The sequence below is a fragment of the Gluconobacter sp. OJA genome, assembly GCF_039638325.1.
GTDB classification, from domain to species: Bacteria; Pseudomonadota; Alphaproteobacteria; order Acetobacterales; family Acetobacteraceae; genus Gluconobacter; species Gluconobacter cerinus.
On sequence record NZ_JBDIWI010000001.1, the window covers coordinates 1,219,795 to 1,238,322 of the forward strand.

Here is an 18,528-nt window from a genome sequence, read left to right on the forward strand (position 1 = left end):
GGGCGTTTACGCTCGGCCGCATGATCTTTTCGAGGGATAAGAGAACATGGCAGAGATCACCGCAGCCCTGGTTCGCGAGCTACGCGAAAGCACCGGCGCAGGCATGATGGATTGCAAGAAGGCTCTGACTGAAGCCTCTGGCGACATGGAAGCCGCCATCGACTGGCTGCGCACGAAGGGCCTGTCCCAGGCTGCCAAGAAGTCTGGCCGTACCACGGCAGAAGGCCTGGTTGGCGTTGTTTCCGGCCCGAACCGCGCCGCTATGGTCGAAGTCAATGCCGAGACGGACTTTGTTGGCCGTAACGAAGCATTCCAGGCTTTCGTTGAGCAGGTTGCTCAGGTTGCTCTGGAAGTTGGTGATGACCTGGAAACCATCAAGGCTTCCAAGGTTCCGTCTGGCCGTACGGTTGCTGACGAACTGACGCACCTGATCGCCACGATCGGTGAAAACATGTCCATCCGTCGCGCCAAGGTTCTGTCCGTAGAGACCGGCGTTGTCGCAAGCTACGTGCACAGTGCACTGCGTCCGGGCATCGGCAAGATCGGCGTTCTGGCTGCTCTTGAAGCACCGTCTGAGAGCGAAGCTATTCTGACGCTCGGCCGCCAGATTGGTATGCACGTTGCTGCAACCCGTCCGGCTGCTCTGGACGTTGCAAGCGTTGATCCGGAATCTCTGGAGCGTGAGCGCGCTGTTCTGATCGAGCAGGCTCGTGAGTCCGGCAAGCCTGAAGCCATCATCGAAAAGATGGTCGAAGGTCGTGTCCGCAAGTTCTACGAAGAAGTTGTGCTTCTGGAGCAGGTGTGGGTGCTGGACGGCGAAAGCCGCGTGTCCAAGGTCGTTGAGAAGGCTGGCGCGAAGCTGATTGGTTTCGAGCGCTTCCAGCTTGGCGAAGGCATCGAAAAGGAAGAAAACGACTTCGCTGCTGAAGTGGCTGCTGCTGCTGGCACGAAGTAAGATCTTTCTTTTTCCGGCTGATGGGCTTGCCTGTTCAGTTGGATACGAGAGACTGGAAACTCCCGCATGGTTATCGTGCGGGAGTTTTTCTGTTTTCAGGGGCTGTGGGGCTGCTTTGCAATGATGGAATGGGAAGCCGCTGCGCTTGTTCTCTCAGTTCGACCCTACGGTGAAGGCAGCGCACTTGTTCACCTGTTGAGCGAAGAGCACGGTGTTTCGCATGGAATGGTCCGTGGTGGTGGTTCACGGAAACAGGCCCCGCTTTGGCAAACCGGTAATCTTGTTATGGCCAGATGGCGCGCCCGGTTGTCTGATCAGCTTGGAGGTGTGACTGCCGAGCCGGTGCAAAGCGTTGGAGCCAGATTGCTGGACTTGCCGTTGCAACTGGCGATGGTCAGTAGTGCGTGTGCTCTCGCTGACGGGGCGCTCCCACAGGGTGAGCCTCATCCTGAGCTTTTCATGCGCTTGATCCGCCTGCTGACATTGATTGCTGTTGCTCCGGAACCGCCCCCCATGGCGGCCTATATTCGCTGGGAACGTGAACTGCTCGGTGGCCTTGGGTACGGTCTTGATCTTTCGACCTGTGCAGTTACGGAGACGACTGAAGATCTGGATTTTGTCTCTCCACGATCTGGCCGGGCTGTCAGCGTTGTAGGAGCAGGAGAATGGCGGGACCGTCTATTGCCGCTTCCGGCCTTCCTCCGACATGACGAAGAAGAAGGCCTGCCTGACGAATGGTTGCAGGGAATGACCCTGACAGGTCATTTCCTGGCACGCTGGGTCTTTGGCGTCCGGCACCAACCATTGCCTGCAGCCCGCGAAAGGCTTTTTGAACGTGTCCTTAAATTGACGCAGCCAAACGAGTTGCAGAGTGATGAGGTCAGTATTGCACCTGAACCGGACCTGGGCGAAGGCCACTGACGACATCCGGGTCCGCGCGCCAGTTCCAGACTGACCAGTCCCATCCCGGATGCTGATTAATTTCTGCGGTCATACGTTGTTCTTCATTCGCAGAGACATGGTGGCCGGACTGGTAAGCGTGGTAAGCTGACATATTGCCCATATAGACGCACCCGCAGGCTGTCGGATCCGCATAGAGCAGGACCGGAATATTGCCTTGCATGCGGTACGTCATGGTGTTGGCAGGAAGCAGGTTCATCATTTGCCAGCGGGCTGTTGTATTGGCCGGATGGGCGACAAAGCCGCTGCGAGACAGTGTATCCTCCTCATGGAGGATGGGCCGGTAGGGTGAACAGGCCGAAAGAAGAACGAGGGCGGCGCTGGACAGAAGCGGGCGCCAGTGTCTAATTCCTGCGGAGAAAAGGGGAAGTGCATGGGCGTTGATCTGGCGGGTCATATTGAGGATACCAAGCTCGCGGAGGCTCTGAGCGAGCGATATATTGCGTATGCGATGTCGACGATCATGTCGCGGTCCCTTCCGGATGTGCGTGATGGTCTCAAGCCGGTGCACCGGCGCCTCCTCTATGCGATGCAGCAGCTACGCCTTGATCCCACATCAGGGTTTAAAAAGTGTGCACGTGTCGTCGGTGACGTGATCGGTAAGTTTCACCCGCATGGTGATGCGTCCGTTTACGAAGCGCTGGTGCGTCTGGCGCAGGATTTTGCCGTTCGGTATCCGCTGGTTGAGGGGCAGGGCAACTTTGGCTCCATTGACGGTGATGGCGCGGCTGCCATGCGATACACGGAAAGCCGACTGACAGAGATTGCCCAGACGCTGCTGGATGGCATCAACGATGATGCTGTCGACTTCCGGCCTACTTACGACAACGAAGATCACGAACCGATCGTCCTGCCTGGGACGTTCCCGAACCTTCTCGCCAATGGCTCCGCGGGTATTGCGGTGGGCATGGCGACAAGCATTCCGCCTCATAATGCCGGTGAGATCTGCCGAGCTGCAAAGCTGCTGATTGAGAAGCCTGAAGCAACGGTTGCTGAGCTCGTCGATTACATTCCAGGCCCTGACTTCCCGACGGGCGGCATTCTGGTGGAAGATCGGGATTCGATTATCCGGTCTTACGAAACCGGCCGAGGCAGTTTCCGGACACGGGCGCGTTGGGAAGTTGAACAGGGACGTTTTGGTACGTGGTGTATCGTCGTCACTGAAATTCCCTATCAGGTGCAGAAATCCCGTCTGATCGAACAGATTGCCGAGTTGATGGAGCAGCGTAAGCTGCCCTTGCTCGGGGATGTCCGGGATGAAAGCACCATGGAAATTCGTCTGGTGCTGGAGCCCAAGACCAAGGGATGTGATCCTGAGGTCCTGATGGAGACGATGTTCCGTAACACGGCACTTGAGAGCCGGTTCAGTCTGAACATGAACGTTCTTGGCGGGGATCGTGTACCGGGTGTTTTGTCGATCAAGCAGGTCATTCAGGCTTGGCTGGCACATGTGCATGAAGTGCTGGTTCGACGTTCCAACCATCGCCTTGCGGCGGTCCTGCGTCGACTGGAAATTCTTGACGGCTTTCTGGCGGTTTATCTGAACCTTGATGAGGTTATCCGCATCATTAGAGAAGAAGATGAGCCCAAGGTCTGCCTTATGAAGACCTTCACATTGACGGATATTCAGGCGGAAGCCGTGCTGAATATGCGTCTGCGCTCTTTACGGCGCCTGGAAGAGATGGAAATCCGTAAAGAACGTGATGCGCTGGCGGATGAGCGGAAATCTCTTGAAACCCTTCTGGGGTCTGAAAAGCGGCGCTGGACACGGATCGGCAAAGATCTGGACGCCACGATTAAAAAATTCGGCAGTGGCCCACTAGGTGATCGCCGGACAACGATTGCTGAACCGCCTAAAGCCATCGACATTTCGGCGGCTCTGGAGGTGGATCGTGAGCCTCTGACAATCCTGCTGTCCAGTGAAGGCTGGATACGAGCCATGAAAGGCCACGGATTGGACCCGGAAGGTCATCGCTTTAAGGAAGGCGATTCACCGGGACTGATGGCGGAGTGTCAGAGCACAGACCGGGTTTGCCTGATCGCCAGTGGCGGAAAGGCGTTCACACTCAAGGCTGCGGATCTACCCCGCGGGCGTGGTTTCGGTCAGCCAGTGCGGACGCTGATGGATATCGCACAGGAAGAACGCATCGTGGCGATGTTCCCCGTGACGGAAGATGGCAGACGCCTGATCGCGTCCGAAAGCGGGCGTGGCATGATTGTCTCTGAGGCCGGTATTGTTGCTGAGAAGCGGACAGGCAAACAGGTGTTTAACGTCAAGGATGGCGAAAGCGTTTTTGCCTGTATTCCGGCAGTTGGAACGCATGTTCTGGCGGTTGGGCATAACAAGCGCGTTCTTATTTTCCCAATGGAACAGGTTCCTGAGATGACGCGTGGGTCAGGCGTCTCTCTGCAGAAGCTGGGAGATAGTACGTTGCGGGATCTTCGAGCGTTTACGCTTGAAGAAGGCCTTTTGTGGCAGCCCGGGCAGCGTGTACGACCTGCTGCTGATCTGGCCCCGCTTGAAGGACGGCGCGGTGCAGTTGGGCGTGCCGCCCCGCAATGGATCCTGCGCAAACCAAGCTGATGTCAGACCGGTGCGGCCAACGTTTCCCAGTGACCGCCCTGGAAGATCTCAGCCGGACGGAAGGTGGCCTTGTAAGCCATTTTCCGGCTGCCGGGGACGTAATAGCCCAGATAGAGGTGAAGGCTTCCGCGTCGCTTGGTCAGATTGATCAGCGTCAGGATTGAATAGGTTCCCCAGGAGGCCGTCGGACTGGATGTATCGTAGAACGTATAAACTGCGGACAGGCCGTCAGACATAATATCCACGAGGCTGACGCAGACGAGTTGGCCTTCAGGGGTTCGAAATTCCACGACAACCGTTTCCACCGGCGTGTTGGAAATCAGTTCGACGTAATCCTGCCAGGACATGTGGGCCATGTCGCCGTCCGTGTGCCGGCTTTCCTGATAGGCGTGGAACAGGGCAAACTGCTCCTGTGTTGGCACCGGCGGTATGATGACAGCATTGGTATTTTCGTGATGCTTCCAGACGCGCTTCTGGGCACGCGAAGGCGTAAAGAGTCCTACAGGAAGGCGCAGGGGCTTGCAGGCCCGGCAGTCGATGCAGACAGGTGCGTAAGCGATTGTATGGCTGCGCCGGAAGCCAGCCTGGGACAGACGGTCATGCAATGCCGAAGCATTCGGACCGGAAAGATCAGTCAGAACCTTGCGCTCCATGCGGTCAGGCAGGTACGGGCATGGTGCTGGCTCGGTTGTATAGAAGAGCTGTGGGCGGTGTTGCACAGGGCCGCTCCTCCAATGGAAAACCAGATGCGTTCTTCAGCCTAACCCAGACAGGACGCTGGCGCATCCATCATCTTTGCGGGAAGAGTATAGCCTCGGCCTGATTGGGAGTTTTATGAGGCACTGGACCATTCTGGATTGTGTTCTGACGTTTTTTCGCTGGGCGCTTCCCATCTGCGTGACGCTCCATGCGCTGCGGCATAAACGGAATACGTCTGCCTGTGCCGGGTGGATTGGCGTGTGTTGGGTCGGGCCGTTTGTTGGGACCGCGCTTTATCTGATGTTCGGCATCAACCGGGTGCATCGCCGGGCCCGGAAGATGATCGATCATCATTCCTGGGAAGGACGGGAGCTGCTCGCCAAATACCGGCAGGTGATGGACGGCCATCTGGCGCCATTGGCGAAGATGCTCGGACGACTGACAGAACGGCCGCTGATGGGGGGGAACTCCGTCGAGGTGTTGCATGATGGGGATAACGCCTATCCCGTCATGATCGAAGCCATCAATCAGGCGCAGACGTCGATCGTGCTGTGCTCTTACATTTTCCGGGCCGACAGGATTGGAGAAATGTTTGCGGAAGCTCTGGTGGACGCACACAGACGGAGCGTCGAAGTTCGTGTTCTGGTCGATGGAATCGGGAGCGGATATTTCAGGTGTGCGATTGAGCGCCGCTTGCGACGGGACGGCGTGAAGTGTTCGCGGTTCATGCATTCTGTGTGGCCGTGGCGCATGCCGTTCATCAACCTCCGCAATCATCGTAAAATTCTGGTGGTGGATGGTCGTCTTGGTTTCATGGGTGGCCTGAATATTGGTGAGGAGAACATGCTTCGTCTCCGCACTAAACTGCCGGTTGCAGACACGCATTTCCAGCTGCGCGGGCCGATTGTGCATCAGCTTTCCGTAGCATTCGCCTGGGATTGGTCTTTTACAACCGGGGAAGAGCTTCGTGGGGAGCCGTATCTGCCTGAGCCGGTTCCGGTTGGTGATGTACCCATGCGGATTGTTACGTCTGGGCCAGATGCGGATCTGGAGAAGATTGAGTACGGAATGCTTCAGGCCATCACGTTGGCAAAGACGCATGTCCGCCTCATGACGCCATATTTTCTGCCAGACGATCGATTTTCAGCCGCATTGAATTTGGCCGCTCTACGAGGCGTGGTGATTGACGTTGTCGTGCCCAAAAGCAGCAACCATGCCATCATTGATTATGCACGGGATGCCAATCTAAGGCCGTTTCTGGATGCCGGGTGCCGTGTATGGATGGCCGACCCGCCCTTCAACCATTCCAAGCTCATGGTTGTAGACGATGAATGGAGTTTTGTTGGCAGCACTAATCTGGACGTACGGTCTCTGCGGTTAAATTTCGAAATCAATCTGGAGATTTACGATACAGGCGTCGCGCGGGACCTGTCTGCGTTCATGGATAGTCACCGGAAAAACCGCCTGACCCATCACGATATTGATCGGACGCCATATCTGATCCAGATTCGCAATTCGGCGCTCCGGCTTTTTCTTCCTTATCTGTAACCGTCAGGGATTGAGGCGCAGCGTCACCGAGATGGGCCGGTGATCAGAGCCAAAGCGTGGCAGGGCCTTCGCCTCCAGACGGTTCACGCCACGCACAAGGCATCGGTCCAGCCGCAAGGGAAGGCGATCCAGCATGCGGTGTGTTTTTTCACGAGGGCCAACATCGTGAAAGCCGGGCAAAAGCACTGGGCCAACAAGATTGAAGTCCCCCATAATAACGGCACGCCGATGCATGTTGGCTGTCAGACTGCGTAATTGCCTGCGGTTCAGGATCTGACCGTGCGACAGATGAACGTTGGCGAGAGAAAAATTTCCAAAATCGAGGATCTGCGCAGTACGCTTGACCATCAGGCCCCGCGGCAGATGACAGAAAGATGGAGGCTGCGTGAAGGGCAGGCGGCTCCAGCAGGCTGTGCCATGTGGCCGACCGGGTAGAGGGATGCGATCATAATATCCCCCCAGAATTTCCGGTAGGACATCAACGGGCTCCTGAGCTTCCTGCATCAGGACGACGTCCGGGTTTTCCGAGCGAATAACTGTGAGGATGTCTTCCAGTGATGCGCCGTCCCAGCGCAGAAGGTTCCAGCTGAGAACGCGGAACGGCGCGCCAGACATAAGGGATGCCGTCACTTGGGAGACTCCGAAATATAGAGGGGGCCTGATTGTGGCCTGTGCGGACCAGCAGCGAACTCACTTGTCAGGGTGTAGCCGATGGCCAGAAGAACAGGGCCCAGAAAAATCCCCAGCCCGCCAAAGGCTACCACGCCGCCAAGAACTCCCAGAACGGTCAGGAGATAAGGGAGTTGTGCCCCTCGTGAAATGAAAATCGGGCGGATCAGGTGGTCTGCGCCTGAAATGACGATGACGCCATAAGCCGCCAGAAAGAGGCCATGTCCGACATGATGGGTCATGGCCAGCCAGATGGCGGCGGGAATCCAGATCAACGGTGCTCCGATGGGAAAGACAGCCACGAAAGCTGCGATCCCGGCCAGGAGAACGGGCGATGGGACACCTGCGATCATAAGGCCAATCCCGGTCAGGACGCCTTGAATGATGGCCGTGCCGAGCACGCCGTACACCGTGCCACGAATGGTCCGACCAATGACATTGATGAGCCGTGGTGTAGCGCGTGGCCCAGCAATGCGAGCGATGAGGGCCGTAATGGTCATGCCAAGGGCGTCGCCGTTCAACCAGAGGAAGAATGCGACGAACAGTGCCATGACCAGCTCAACGAGACCGCTGGCTAGTTTCACAAGAACGGCAAGCGTAAAATGAGCGATCTGCCCGAAGTAAGGACGCAGCATCTCCGTGGCAGCACCGACGTCATGCGTCAGATGATACCAGCCTTCGACCAGGTGCGGACCAGCCATAGGAATGCGCCCCATCCATGCCGGGGGTGGGCCAGCTGAGGCGGCTTTGAGAAGCAGCGTGTCCAGGCTGGCGATGGTTGCTGGAATATCGCTGATTCCGGCAGATGTCAGAACGGACAGAGGCACGATAATAGTCACGGCGCTGAGCATCATCATGGTGAGTGCAGCGAGAGCCGGACGAATATGGCGTCGCAGCCACCGATAGATGGGCCAACTCGCAAAAGTCAGGATTGCCGCCCAAAGGATGGCCGAAAGAAATGGCCAGAGGATGATTCCACATCCATAGGCAATTCCGACAAGGACGAAGCCAAGAATGATCCGTTCGGTCTTCATGCAATGGTTTTCCGGACGGTCAGAGGCTTCAAGGCTGGGACCTGCATGTTCATGACTGGACAGTGTGCCACGCTCTGGCGTTCTGCGCATCCCTCGACCTATGGTGGATCCATGACGAACTCCCCCCTTATCACCGCAAAAGACCTCCTTTCTGTTGGGACGGCATATGTTCTTCTCGACGCCAGTGTTCTTCTGCCGGGTCAGAAGGGCGATCTGGACGCAGCTTTTCTTGAGCGTCGCCTGCCAAATGCGCGCCGATTCGACATTGATGTTTTTGCCGATCCGGACAGTCCGCTTCCACATACGGTGCCGGGTGCAGCCCGGTTCTCCCGTCTCATGGGTGAACTGGGGCTGAGTGAAGAGACACCTCTTGTCTTCTATGACGGCAAAGGAAGTGTTGGGGCATGCCGGGGGTGGTGGTTGGCTCGTCTTTTCGGGCATCAGAACGTGAAGGTTCTGGATGGCGGACTGGCAGCCTGGGAAAACGCGGGCGGCGCATTGGAACACGGTGCCCAGGCGCCAATACAGCCAGTGTCCTACAGGACGCGTCCACAATACCGGTTACTTGCGGGAAGCGCCGACATTCTGAACGCTGACGCGCACACTGTGGTGCTGGATGCGCGAAGCCATGCCCGTTTCACGGCGTCCGTGCCAGAACCTCGCCCTGGTGTTCGAGGAGGGCATATGCCGGGAGCTCTCAGCCTCGACTGGACACAGCTTGTGGATGAGGCCGGTCATTTTTTGCCCGTTGAGTCTCTGCAAGATCTGTTTGCTCCAGTCGCTGGGCGGCGGGTGATTACCAGTTGCGGGTCGGGTTTGACGGCGGCAACGCTCCTGGCTGGTTTGGCAATCGCTGGGCTGCCAGATGGCGCGTTATATGATGGGTCATGGGCTGAATGGGGCAGCGATCCACAGGCACCAATCGTGACGGGAGAAGAATAAAACATGAGCGACCTTGAAACGAAGGTGAGTGCTGGCTGGAACCGTCTGGCGTCAACGCTGGTGCAGGGTGGCCGGGCAGACGTCAGGGAGAGCGGCACGCTTGTGAACCTTCCTGTCACACGCGGCTCGACAGTTCTTTTCCCAAGTCTTGAAGCCATGAACCGGATGGATGGTCGAAGCCATTCGCATAAGGCCGTGTATGGCGCCATGGGGACGCCCGTTCAGCATGAGCTGGAAAAGCTCCTGTCGCTCATTGAGGGCGGAACGCATACGCAGGTCGTCAATTCTGGCCTGAGTGCTTGCACGACGCCGCTTCTGGCATTTCTAGGGCAGGGTGATCATCTTCTGCTTCCCGATTCGGTTTATGGTCCGACACGTCGTTTCGCAGATACGATGCTCAAGCGGATGGGAATCAGCACAACCTATTATGCTCCCATGGCGACACGTGCGGAGATTGAGGCGCTGATCCGAGGCGAGACCCGGATTATTCTGGCGGAGAGCCCGGGAAGCCATACATTCGAGGTGCAGGATGTACCGATGCTGGCAAATGTTGCTCATCAGGCGGACGCATTGCTGTTTCTGGACAATACCTGGGGCATTGGCGTGTTTCAGCCGTTTGAACATGGCGTGGACGTGTCCATTCAGGCTCTGACGAAATATCCCGGCGGCCACTCTGACGTCATTATCGGGTCCATTACGGTTAATGATGAGACACACTGGAAAACCCTGCGTGATGCGTCCATCCAGTTAGGTCAGTGCGCAAGCCCGGATGACTGCTGGCTCACCCTGCGTGGCCTGCGAACCATGGGAGTGCGCCTCACGCATCAGTCGCGTTCGGCTCTTGAGATTGCACAGTGGCTGAAGACGCGCCCGGAAGTTGCCCGGGTTCTGCACCCCGCTTTGCAAGACTGCCCCGGGCATGAATTCTGGAAGCGCGATTTTACGGGGGCTTGCGGTCTGTTCGGTGTTGAACTGCAACCAGATATCAGTGTCGAAGCTGCGGAACGCATGATTGATGGTCTGAGCATGTTTGGGATCGGCGCCTCATGGGGCGGTTACGAGAGCCTTGTTCTGCCGACCACAGGCCATGTCCGACGTGTGACCGAGGCTGGGGCTCCAAAGGCCGCGACGTTCCGTCTGCATATCGGTCTTGAAAGTGTAGATGATCTCAAGGCGGATCTGGCGCGGGGCCTGGACGGTTTGCGGCGGGTCGATCAGTAATGCCACGCAAGGAATGGGTGATCTGGTGGGTCATGGTCTGCGGGTATGTCTTGATGACTGCGACCCTGCTTTATGGCGTCTGGCTATTTGGAACGGCGTTTTTTCTGAGGATTAATTTCTGGATCACGCTGTTCATTATGGCCGCAATGATCCCATCTTTTCTGGATCTAAAGCGCCGCAAGAACGGGTCAACGCCGCCGAAACCCTAGCGCTTCTGCCACATGGTGGCGCTGGATCTGCTGTGTTCCTTCCAGATCAGCAATTGTTCGCGAGACGCGCATCAGCCGTGTCAAGCCGCGATTTGAAAGGCGCAATTTTTCGGCAGCCTGTTCAGCCAGAGACCTCGCATCATCGTCCATGACAAACAGGTCTGGCGAGGCCTGGGCATTGCACACGTTCTGACGGGTAATCTGTCGATCGCGTGCTTTTTCAACGCGGGCTCGGACGGTTGCACTGTCTTCACCCCGAGGAGCACGACTGATCTCGATGGGCGAGAGCGGGTCAATCTGCACGCAGAGATCCATGCGATCCATCATCGGACCTGAGATCTTTGCGCTGTAATCTTCTCCGCATCGAGGGGCTTTGCGGCAACTCCGTTCCGGGTCTCCCAGATATCCGCAACGGCAGGGATTCATGGCCGCGATGAACTGAAAACGGGCTGGGTAGGTTGTGTGCTGGGCAGCGCGGGCGATCGAAATTGAGCCGGTCTCGATAGGTTGTCGGAGTGCTTCCAGACATGACCGCGAGAATTCGGGCAATTCATCCAGGAAAAGCACACCATTATGGGCAAGGCTGACTTCGCCGGGTCGTGCTTTGGCCCCGCCACCGACCATCGCTGGCAAACTGGCGCTGTGATGAGGCGCACGATAGGGCGGCCGGATTGTCAGGCGACCGTCTTTCAAGAGCCCTGACACACTGTGGATCCGGCTTGCTTCCAGCATTTCCTCAGTCGTCAGATCCGGCAAGATACCGGGCAATCTGCACGCAAGCATGGATTTTCCAGCACCAGGTGGTCCGCTCATGAGGACGGAATGTCCGCCAGCGGCGGCAATTTCAAGTGCTCGACGCCCAAGAGCCATGCCCTTCACGTCAGCGAGGTCAGGGCCATAATCCGGAGTGTATCCTTCTGCCGCGGGAACGGGCGTTAAAACCTGTTCGCCACGGAAATGAGACACAACGCCGAGCAGGGTGTCTGGAGCCAGAATGTCTTGGTCTGGATTGCCCCAGCGTGCCTCTCTTCCCTGCAGCGCCGGGCAGATTAACCCTAGAGAATGTGCTGCAGCACCAAGGGCTGCGGATAAAACACCGTTAACCGGGTTGATCCGTCCGTCCAACGAAAGCTCACCGACGGCCGCATAGGCAGAGACAGCCTCGAACGGCAGAATGCCCATGGCGACCAAAAGTCCGAGCGCGATGGGAAGGTCAAAATGTGCACCTTCCTTGGCAAGGTCTGCGGGGACGAGATTGACCAGAATACGTTTTGGAGGAAGGGCCAGGCCCATGGCTGTCAGGGCAGCACGCACACGCTCGCGTGCTTCGCCGACTGATTTGTCCGCCATGCCGACCAGCAGAAACGCTGGAAGCCCTGTCGAGACCTGAACTTCAACCGTAACCGGAACGGCTTCGATGCCAGAAAAGGCAAAGCTTTGGATACGGGCAAGGGTAGGAGTGTTCTGGCCAGATGTCGTCATGGAACGAGATCTTAGCCAGAACATATTACTGGATGGTTAACGCTGGTAAATCAGGCGCGCACGAAGCGTTCCATCAAGGGCGCGCAGGCCGTCCAGAAGGTGCTGGTCCATATCGGGGCCCGTCGATTCAGCCTCGACGACAACGTAACCGACTTCACCGTCCGTCTGCAGATACTGTGCCGTCACATTGCAGTTCTCGGCTGCGAACAGCTCGTTGATCTGGCGCATGATGCCGGGACGGTTGGCATGAACGTGCATGAAGCGCGTGCCACGTGGCCGCTCCGGAAGCTGCACGCTCGGGAAATTCACGGCACCAATAGTGGAACCAACATCGGAGTAATCCACAAGCTTGCGGGCGACTTCAACGCCAATCCGCTCCTGTGCTTCCATGGTGGAGCCGCCGATATGCGGGGTGAGAATAACGTTTTCCAAGCCCTGAAGCGGGGAAACGAAACGCTCTCCGGCAACTTTGGGCTCCACTGGGAACACGTCCACGCCAGCACCCATGAGATGGCCGTCCTTAAGGGCTGCGGCCAGAGCTTCAAGGTCAACGACACTGCCGCGGGCGTTGTTGAGGAGAATCGAGTTGGGCTTCATGGCCCGGATCTCGGCTTCTCCGATCAGGAGGTCTGTGTCCGGTGTCTGGGGAACGTGCAGCGTGACGATATCGGACTTGGCAAGAAGGTCCTTGAGCGTCGCGACTGCAACGGCGTTACCGTGCGGGAGGCGGGGCATGATGTCGTAATACAGTACGCGCATGCCAAAGGCTTCGGCCAGAACGGAAAGCTGTGAACCGATGGAACCGTAACCGACGATACCGAGCGTCTTACCACGGACTTCCCACGCATTAATGGCGGATTTGTCCCAGCCACCCTGGTGGCACTGTTCAGAACGGGATGGAATGCGGCGCATCAGCATAACAACTTCACCCATCACCAGTTCAGCGACGGAGCGCGTGTTGCTGTAAGGCGCGTTGAAGACCGGAATACCGGCCATGCGGGCGGCCGTCAGATCGACCTGATTTGTTCCGATGCAGAAGCAGCCGATGGCCATCAGCCGATCGGCGGATTCAATAACTTCGCGCGTCAGCTGCGTCCGGCTGCGAATACCCACCATGTGCACGCCTTGCAGTGCTTCCTTGAGGGCATCGCCTTCAAGAGCGCCTTTCAGACGCGTGACCTCTGCATAACCCTGCACATTAAAATGCTCGACAGCACTCTCATGGATGCCTTCAAGCAGGAGGATGCGGATCTTGTTCTTGGGGAGAGAGAAGTGCGTTTCCATATTTCCATCCCGGTCCTGAACCGGAAGGCTCCGGCTCTCATTCCAACCTGTCCCGGCCCATGATCACCGGGGCGTCATGCCTAGCCCATCGTTTCCGGATGGGAAAGGTGGTTCACGATGTCTGTGAGCAGGGCAGGGTTGCCGCACGCCAGAACGGTTCCATCACTTTCGAGCGTAAGAGGCTTGCCCTGCCAGTCCGTGATGCTGCCACCTGCGCCTTCAATGACCGGCACAAGCGCCCCCCAATCCCACGGGTTCATGGTGCATTCGGCGATTACATCGATCTGGCCAAGCGCCAGTAGTCCGTAGGCGTAACAGTCGCCGCCCCATGATGTCCGCCGGACCTGCTTCTGGAGGCTGGCAAAGCGTGGTGCGTGATCGGGCGTCATGATTTCCGGGGATGTGCAGGACAGTTCAGCCTGTCCAAGAACCGGGCATATGCGTGTGCCAATCTGACCGGGCAGTCGGGTAGACACAAAGCGTGTCCGCTGCCCGGCAAGGCCTATCCACCGCTCGCCCGTCAGAGGTTGGTCAATCAACCCGAGAACAGGTCGTCCTTTATGGAAAAGCGAAATAAGGGTTCCGAAGGTTGGGCGGCCGGTCAGGAATGCGCGTGTTCCGTCGATCGGGTCCAGCACCCAGAGCCAGTCTCCTTCGTGACCGCTCATTCCGCTTTCTTCGCCCAGGATAGCGTGCTCTGGCAGAGCATCTTCCAGAATGGAGCGCATGACTTTTTCAGCCGCACGATCTGCAACAGTGACCGGGCTGTCATCGGATTTGGCATCAGCCTGTAGTGAGGTGCGGAAATGGGGGATGACCGTCTCGCGGGCAGCGTCTGCACAGGCTTCGGCGACGACAAGCGCCTTTTCCAGAACTGTTTCGCTCATATTTTCTTTCAATTCCTGCCAGAAAGCCGTGTGTGAGATTGACGCCCGATCAGGCGGGCGGCATCAGAAGGGCCATGCGTCCGATCATCGTCATTCCCTCCAGACTTGCCTCGACCCGCCTCCCACGCAAGCCCCTTGCGGATATTGGTGGCCTTCCCATGATTGTCCGCGTTGCGAAACGGGCTTTGGAAGCAAAGATCGGGCCAGTGGTTGTTGCTGCGGGCGATCAGGACATTCTGGATGCCGTCAGTGAGTTAGAGGGCGTGCAAGGTGTCTTGACCGACTCGTCTCTGGCCAGCGGTTCGGATCGTGTGCATGCAGCTATCCAGAAGCTTGATCCGTCTGGGGCTTATGACGTGGTGATCAATCTGCAGGGAGATCTGCCTTTGATTGATCCAGCCAGTCTGACTGCCGTGCTCGAGCCGCTGGAAAATCCATCCTGTGATATCGGGACGCTTGCTGCTCCCGTTCAATCAGACTGGGAAAGAGATGCCGAACAGGTGGTCAAGATCGCCTGTGATTTTGGCGACGCCGCGGTGACGCGCGCACTTTATTTTTCGCGTATGCCCATTCCATGGGGCGCGGGGCAGCATTGGCATCATGTTGGCGTATATGCTTGGCGTCGAAAAGCGTTGGAGCGTTTTGTCAGTCTGCCACAGTCGGCTCTGGAGCGGCGTGAAAGTCTGGAGCAGCTTCGTGCGCTGGAAGCAGGAATGAGCATCGGGTGTGCCCGGATAGAACATGCTCCTCAAGGTGTTGATACGCCTGAGGATCTGGAACGAGTGAGAGGACTGGTCTGATGCCGGTAATTGCTTTTCAGGGGCAGCCTGGCGCCTATTCGGACCTCGCATGCCGACAGGCTCGTCCGGGTTGGACGACGCTTCCCTGCGCAAGCTTCGCAGCTGCGATTGAAGCTGTGCATGATGGTCGGGCAGATGAAGCGCTCCTGGCCTGTGAAAATTCGCTCGCCGGGCGTGTGCCTGACATTCATTCTTTGCTGCCGGATGCAGGGCTGCACATCGTTGGAGAGCACTTTCAGCGTGTGGAACACTGCCTTCTGGCTGTGCCGGGCACCGAAATCTCTGACATCCGGCGTCTTCACACACATCCAGTTGCACTCGGGCAGGTCCGTAAGCTTATTCATGAGCTGGATCTGGAAGTCGTGCCGGAGTTCGATACGGCTGGTGCTGCCGAAATGGTCGCGAAATGGGGCCGGAAGGAAGACGCTGCCATCGCCTCGTCACTCGCAGGAGAGCTGAACGGTCTCGTCATCTTGCGGTGTAACGTTGAAGATGCGGCGCACAACACGACGCGCTTTTATCGCGTGGCACCTGTGCCAAGTTTTCCCGATTCTCAACGCAATGACACGTTGACGACGCTGCTCATGAAAGTCGGCAACAAACCCGGGGCGCTTTACGCGGCATTGGGTGGATTCTCACGTCATGGTATTAATATGACGAGAATTGAAAGTTACATGCTCAACGGCTCATTCGCGGCCACGCAGTTCCTGATGGATGTTGAAGGACATCCGGACCAGCCTGCATTGGCGGCCGCTTTGAAAGAGCTGGAGCATGTCAGCGATAATTTGAAGATTCTGGGTGCATACCCACGCAGTCTTGCTCGTTCCAGCGCATGACGCTGACGGATCTAGAGAGCAGGATGGTGCGCATGATGAGCAGAGGCAAGGCAATGGTGGAGACGGGCATGTATCAAGGGTCGCTGACGGCTCTGATCACTCCGATGGGTACGGATGGGCGTATCGATTTCGAGGTGGCGACAAAGCTTATTGAGCGCCAGATTGAAGCTGGGACCAGCGGGCTCGTACCGGCAGGGACAACCGGCGAAAGCCCGACGCTGTCGCACGAGGAGCATGGTCAGATCATTGCCCACTGCGTCGAGACATCGAACGGTCGTGTTCCGGTCATGGCTGGAGCTGGCTCAAACAGCACATCTGAAGCTGTGCAGATGGCTCGACATGCTCATTCTGTGGGGGCGAGCAGCCTGTTGGTTGTGGTTCCGTATTATAACAAGCCCACCCAGGAAGGCCTGTATCGCCATTTCATGACGATCGCCGATGCGACGCCACTTCCGATTCACGTATACTGCATTCCAGGTCGGTCTGTGGTGGATCTCACGCCGGAGACACTGGGACGCCTCGCTCAGCATCCCAATATTGCTGGCGTAAAGGATGCTACGGCTAATCTGGCTCGTCCCATCGCTGTGCGACGCAACGTGAAGAAGCCGTTCAACCAGCTTTCTGGTGACGATAACACAGTGGTGTCGTTTCTTGCGGCAGGTGGTGATGGCTGCATTGGCGTGACGTCAAATGTCGTTCCTGCGTTATGCGCGGAAATGCACAGCGCCTGGCAGGAGGGGCGACTCGAAGACGCAATCGAAATTCAGGATCGTCTCTCTCCGCTGCATGATGCCATGTTCATGGAAAGCAACCCGGGACCGGTGAAGTACGCTATGTCTCGGCTGGGTCTGTGCAATGCGACCCTGCGCCTTCCACTCGTGGAGCCTCAGGAGGCAACGCGGAAGGCTATCGATGCTGCTTTACGATCTCTCGATCTATTGGACTGATATTTTTAATGGCCGGAAAAAAAGAGAAGAGCGGCATGATCTCTCACGGGATCGTCGCTCAGAACCGTAAAGGCCGGTTCGATTACACGATTCTGGAAACTGTAGAGGCTGGAATTGTTCTGAAGGGGCCGGAGGTCAAAAGCCTTCGCTTGGGACGTTCAACCATTACCGAGGCCTATGCAGCCGAGCGTGATGGAGAAATCTGGCTCTTTAATTCCTACATTCCAGAATATCAGGGGGGCGTTCTTTCCCGCTTTGAGCCAAGAGCCCCTCGCAAACTGCTGCTGCATCGGAAACAGGTTGCGCATTATCTGTCCGCTGTGACGCGTGCCGGTGCATCGCTTGTGCCGCTGGACATTCATTTTAACGCCCGCGGGGTCGCGAAAGTGACGATTGGTTTGGGGCAGGGGCGCAAGAAAGAAGACAAGCGACATGCAATCGCTGAGCGCGACTGGCAACGTGATAAGGCTCGCTTGATCCGGAATAAGGGTAAGGAATACTGAGTTCTCGCGACACCGCCTTATTTGGCTATGGCACGTAATTTTTAGCAGTCATTAAAAAAGCCGCTGTGGAAAAATCCACAGCGGCTTTTTTTAAAGCTCAGCGAGATGCCGAAGCAACTGATCAATCAACGTTGATTGCAGCAGCTTCCGGACCCTTCTGACCCTGAACAACCTTGACGTTGATCGCCTGGCCTTCGTCGAGAGTCGGGAGCTGTGAACGCTCGAGAGCGGAAGCGTGGACGAAGATGTCCTTGCCGCCGGAGTCAGGCGTGATGAAGCCGAAGCCCTTGGTGGCGTTGTACCACTTCACGGTGCCGCGGATGTCCTGTGCGTCGGACAGGTCAGGAGCCGGACGGCCCGGACGTGCTGACGGGCCACCGAAGCGTGGCTGCGGAGCTGCACCGAACTGGGCGCGCGGGCGGGGAGCTTCAGCCGTGCTTTCGTCAACGGAAATGACTTCAGCAACCTGGCGACCCTTCGGACCCTGGCCAATGCGAACAACCACGGTTGCACCCGGGTTGACGCTGCTTACGCCAGCGTTGCCAAGAGCGTTGGCGTGCAGGAAGACATCGCCCGAGCCGTCAGCCAATTCAACGAAACCGAAACCCTTTTCGGTGTTGAACCACTTAACGCGGGAGCTGATTTCTGGGCCGGAAGCGGTAACGAAGCTGCTGCCAGCGCCACGACGAGGTGCGCCGAAGCCACCACCACCGCCGCCACCGAAGCCGCCACGATCGCCGCCGCCGAAGCCGCCACGGTCACCATAGGATGGCTGGGACGAATAGTCCCCGTCAAACCCGCCGCGGCGAGGTGAGTTAAAGCTGCGGTCGGTTCTGTTGTTTCTCAACGGTCTAATCCCGAGACTGGGGTGCCACGGAGGGCTTCTATCCCCTGCCATGACGTATTTCAAAAAGGTGAGAAAAGCCTCAGGCCTTCCTCTGAGGGAATCACTAGCATGGTTTTTTCCC

18 protein-coding genes are annotated in these 18,528 nt (G+C 57.4%); 10 read left to right on the top strand and 8 right to left on the bottom strand.

Translation table 11 applies throughout. From position 1 onward, the window contains the following. Positions 1-46 precede the first annotated feature (46 nt). Positions 47-955, top strand: a complete 909-nt coding sequence (gene tsf / locus ABDK75_RS05770; protein WP_046901436.1) for a translation elongation factor Ts — start codon at positions 47-49, stop codon at positions 953-955. 123 nt (positions 956-1,078) lie between these two features. Further along, a complete protein-coding gene (gene recO / locus ABDK75_RS05775) occupies positions 1,079-1,876 on the top strand; it encodes a DNA repair protein RecO (RefSeq protein WP_346005826.1) in 798 nt (265 codons plus the stop codon). Here recO and ABDK75_RS05780 read toward each other — a convergent pair. Continuing rightward, entirely contained in the window at positions 1,836-2,312 is a 477-nt protein-coding gene (locus ABDK75_RS05780) for a hypothetical protein (RefSeq protein WP_211498157.1), read from the bottom strand. The two genes, recO and ABDK75_RS05780, sit on opposite strands and share 41 nt — an antisense overlap. Between ABDK75_RS05780 and parC the strand changes: the two genes are divergently transcribed. Next, positions 2,289-4,499: a DNA topoisomerase IV subunit A gene (parC, locus tag ABDK75_RS05785; protein WP_211496928.1), complete on the top strand. Its 2,211-nt coding sequence runs from the start codon at positions 2,289-2,291 to the stop codon at positions 4,497-4,499. The two genes, ABDK75_RS05780 and parC, sit on opposite strands and share 24 nt — an antisense overlap. Positions 4,500-4,501: 2 nt before the next feature. Here the strand turns inward: parC and ABDK75_RS05790 are convergent, their stop codons facing one another. Continuing rightward, the gene (locus ABDK75_RS05790) at positions 4,502-5,218 is read right to left on the bottom strand and encodes an arginyltransferase (protein WP_099212259.1); all 717 of its coding nucleotides are present in this window, start codon (positions 5,216-5,218) and stop codon (positions 4,502-4,504) included. Between the two features lie 115 nt (positions 5,219-5,333). Here ABDK75_RS05790 and cls point away from each other — a divergent pair, with 115 nt between their 5' ends. Next, the gene (gene cls / locus ABDK75_RS05795; protein WP_346005196.1) at positions 5,334-6,746 is read left to right on the top strand and encodes a cardiolipin synthase; all 1,413 of its coding nucleotides are present in this window, start codon (positions 5,334-5,336) and stop codon (positions 6,744-6,746) included. Between the two features lie 3 nt (positions 6,747-6,749). On the opposite strand, the gene ABDK75_RS05800 is transcribed toward cls, so the two are convergent. Further along, the gene (locus tag ABDK75_RS05800; RefSeq protein ID WP_046901441.1) at positions 6,750-7,376 is read right to left on the bottom strand and encodes an endonuclease/exonuclease/phosphatase family protein; all 627 of its coding nucleotides are present in this window, start codon (positions 7,374-7,376) and stop codon (positions 6,750-6,752) included. After that, complete coding sequence (locus tag ABDK75_RS05805) at positions 7,373-8,449, bottom strand: AI-2E family transporter (protein ID WP_046901442.1); 1,077 nt, start codon at positions 8,447-8,449, stop codon at positions 7,373-7,375. Before ABDK75_RS05805 ends, ABDK75_RS05800 begins: the two co-directional genes overlap by 4 nt. A 51-nt stretch (positions 8,450-8,500) precedes the next feature. On the opposite strand from ABDK75_RS05805, the gene ABDK75_RS05810 reads away from it, so the two are divergent. Both ABDK75_RS05810 and metC read left to right on the top strand, forming a co-directional pair. Next, positions 8,501-9,391, top strand: coding sequence for a sulfurtransferase (locus ABDK75_RS05810; RefSeq protein ID WP_346005197.1), 891 nt, complete (start codon positions 8,501-8,503; stop codon positions 9,389-9,391). Between the two features lie 3 nt (positions 9,392-9,394). Continuing rightward, complete coding sequence (metC, locus tag ABDK75_RS05815; protein WP_346005198.1) at positions 9,395-10,612, top strand: cystathionine beta-lyase; 1,218 nt, start codon at positions 9,395-9,397, stop codon at positions 10,610-10,612. A 188-nt stretch (positions 10,613-10,800) separates the two neighbouring features. On the opposite strand, the gene ABDK75_RS05820 is transcribed toward metC, so the two are convergent. From ABDK75_RS05820 to ABDK75_RS05830, 3 genes are all read right to left on the bottom strand, one after another. Beyond that, complete coding sequence (locus tag ABDK75_RS05820; protein WP_346005199.1) at positions 10,801-12,303, bottom strand: YifB family Mg chelatase-like AAA ATPase; 1,503 nt, start codon at positions 12,301-12,303, stop codon at positions 10,801-10,803. Positions 12,304-12,339: 36 nt separating this feature from the next. After that, positions 12,340-13,587, bottom strand: coding sequence for a phosphoglycerate dehydrogenase (gene serA / locus ABDK75_RS05825; protein WP_046901444.1), 1,248 nt, complete (start codon positions 13,585-13,587; stop codon positions 12,340-12,342). A gap of 80 nt (positions 13,588-13,667) precedes the next feature. Next, positions 13,668-14,474, bottom strand: a complete 807-nt coding sequence (locus ABDK75_RS05830) for an inositol monophosphatase family protein (RefSeq protein WP_346005200.1) — start codon at positions 14,472-14,474, stop codon at positions 13,668-13,670. A 74-nt stretch (positions 14,475-14,548) separates the two neighbouring features. On the opposite strand from ABDK75_RS05830, the gene ABDK75_RS05835 reads away from it, so the two are divergent. The 4 genes from ABDK75_RS05835 to smpB are packed head-to-tail and all read left to right on the top strand — an operon-like array spanning position 14,549 to position 17,560. Then, complete coding sequence (locus ABDK75_RS05835; protein WP_346005827.1) at positions 14,549-15,274, top strand: 3-deoxy-manno-octulosonate cytidylyltransferase; 726 nt, start codon at positions 14,549-14,551, stop codon at positions 15,272-15,274. Next, positions 15,274-16,110 carry a prephenate dehydratase gene (locus ABDK75_RS05840; RefSeq protein ID WP_211508387.1) on the top strand — a complete coding sequence of 279 codons (837 nt, stop codon included), beginning with the start codon at positions 15,274-15,276 and terminating at the stop codon, positions 16,108-16,110. The genes ABDK75_RS05835 and ABDK75_RS05840 overlap by 1 nt, the downstream gene beginning before the upstream one ends. Next, the gene (dapA, locus tag ABDK75_RS05845) at positions 16,107-17,057 is read left to right on the top strand and encodes a 4-hydroxy-tetrahydrodipicolinate synthase (RefSeq protein WP_346005201.1); all 951 of its coding nucleotides are present in this window, start codon (positions 16,107-16,109) and stop codon (positions 17,055-17,057) included. Before ABDK75_RS05840 ends, dapA begins: the two co-directional genes overlap by 4 nt. Before the next feature lie 8 nt (positions 17,058-17,065). Continuing rightward, positions 17,066-17,560, top strand: coding sequence for an SsrA-binding protein SmpB (gene smpB / locus ABDK75_RS05850; protein WP_046901449.1), 495 nt, complete (start codon positions 17,066-17,068; stop codon positions 17,558-17,560). A gap of 121 nt (positions 17,561-17,681) precedes the next feature. On the opposite strand, the gene ABDK75_RS05855 is transcribed toward smpB, so the two are convergent. Next, the gene (locus ABDK75_RS05855) at positions 17,682-18,407 is read right to left on the bottom strand and encodes a cold-shock protein (RefSeq protein WP_211502743.1); all 726 of its coding nucleotides are present in this window, start codon (positions 18,405-18,407) and stop codon (positions 17,682-17,684) included. Positions 18,408-18,528 lie beyond the last annotated feature (121 nt).

Coding starts and splice junctions, on each gene's coding strand:
- ABDK75_RS05810 (WP_346005197.1), top strand. CDS start 8,501: ATGACTGGACAGTGTGCCACGCTCTGGCGTTCTGCGCATCCCTCGACC.
- serA (WP_046901444.1), bottom strand. CDS start 13,587: ATGGAAACGCACTTCTCTCTCCCCAAGAACAAGATCCGCATCCTCCTG.
- ABDK75_RS05820 (WP_346005199.1), bottom strand. CDS start 12,303: ATGACGACATCTGGCCAGAACACTCCTACCCTTGCCCGTATCCAAAGC.
- metC (WP_346005198.1), top strand. CDS start 9,395: ATGAGCGACCTTGAAACGAAGGTGAGTGCTGGCTGGAACCGTCTGGCG.
- tsf (WP_046901436.1), top strand. CDS start 47: ATGGCAGAGATCACCGCAGCCCTGGTTCGCGAGCTACGCGAAAGCACC.
- recO (WP_346005826.1), top strand. CDS start 1,079: ATGGAATGGGAAGCCGCTGCGCTTGTTCTCTCAGTTCGACCCTACGGT.
- parC (WP_211496928.1), top strand. CDS start 2,289: ATGGGCGTTGATCTGGCGGGTCATATTGAGGATACCAAGCTCGCGGAG.
- ABDK75_RS05840 (WP_211508387.1), top strand. CDS start 15,274: ATGCCGGTAATTGCTTTTCAGGGGCAGCCTGGCGCCTATTCGGACCTC.
- dapA (WP_346005201.1), top strand. CDS start 16,107: ATGACGCTGACGGATCTAGAGAGCAGGATGGTGCGCATGATGAGCAGA.
- ABDK75_RS05830 (WP_346005200.1), bottom strand. CDS start 14,474: ATGAGCGAAACAGTTCTGGAAAAGGCGCTTGTCGTCGCCGAAGCCTGT.
- cls (WP_346005196.1), top strand. CDS start 5,334: ATGAGGCACTGGACCATTCTGGATTGTGTTCTGACGTTTTTTCGCTGG.
- ABDK75_RS05780 (WP_211498157.1), bottom strand. CDS start 2,312: ATGACCCGCCAGATCAACGCCCATGCACTTCCCCTTTTCTCCGCAGGA.
- smpB (WP_046901449.1), top strand. CDS start 17,066: ATGGCCGGAAAAAAAGAGAAGAGCGGCATGATCTCTCACGGGATCGTC.
- ABDK75_RS05835 (WP_346005827.1), top strand. CDS start 14,549: ATGCGTCCGATCATCGTCATTCCCTCCAGACTTGCCTCGACCCGCCTC.
- ABDK75_RS05805 (WP_046901442.1), bottom strand. CDS start 8,449: ATGAAGACCGAACGGATCATTCTTGGCTTCGTCCTTGTCGGAATTGCC.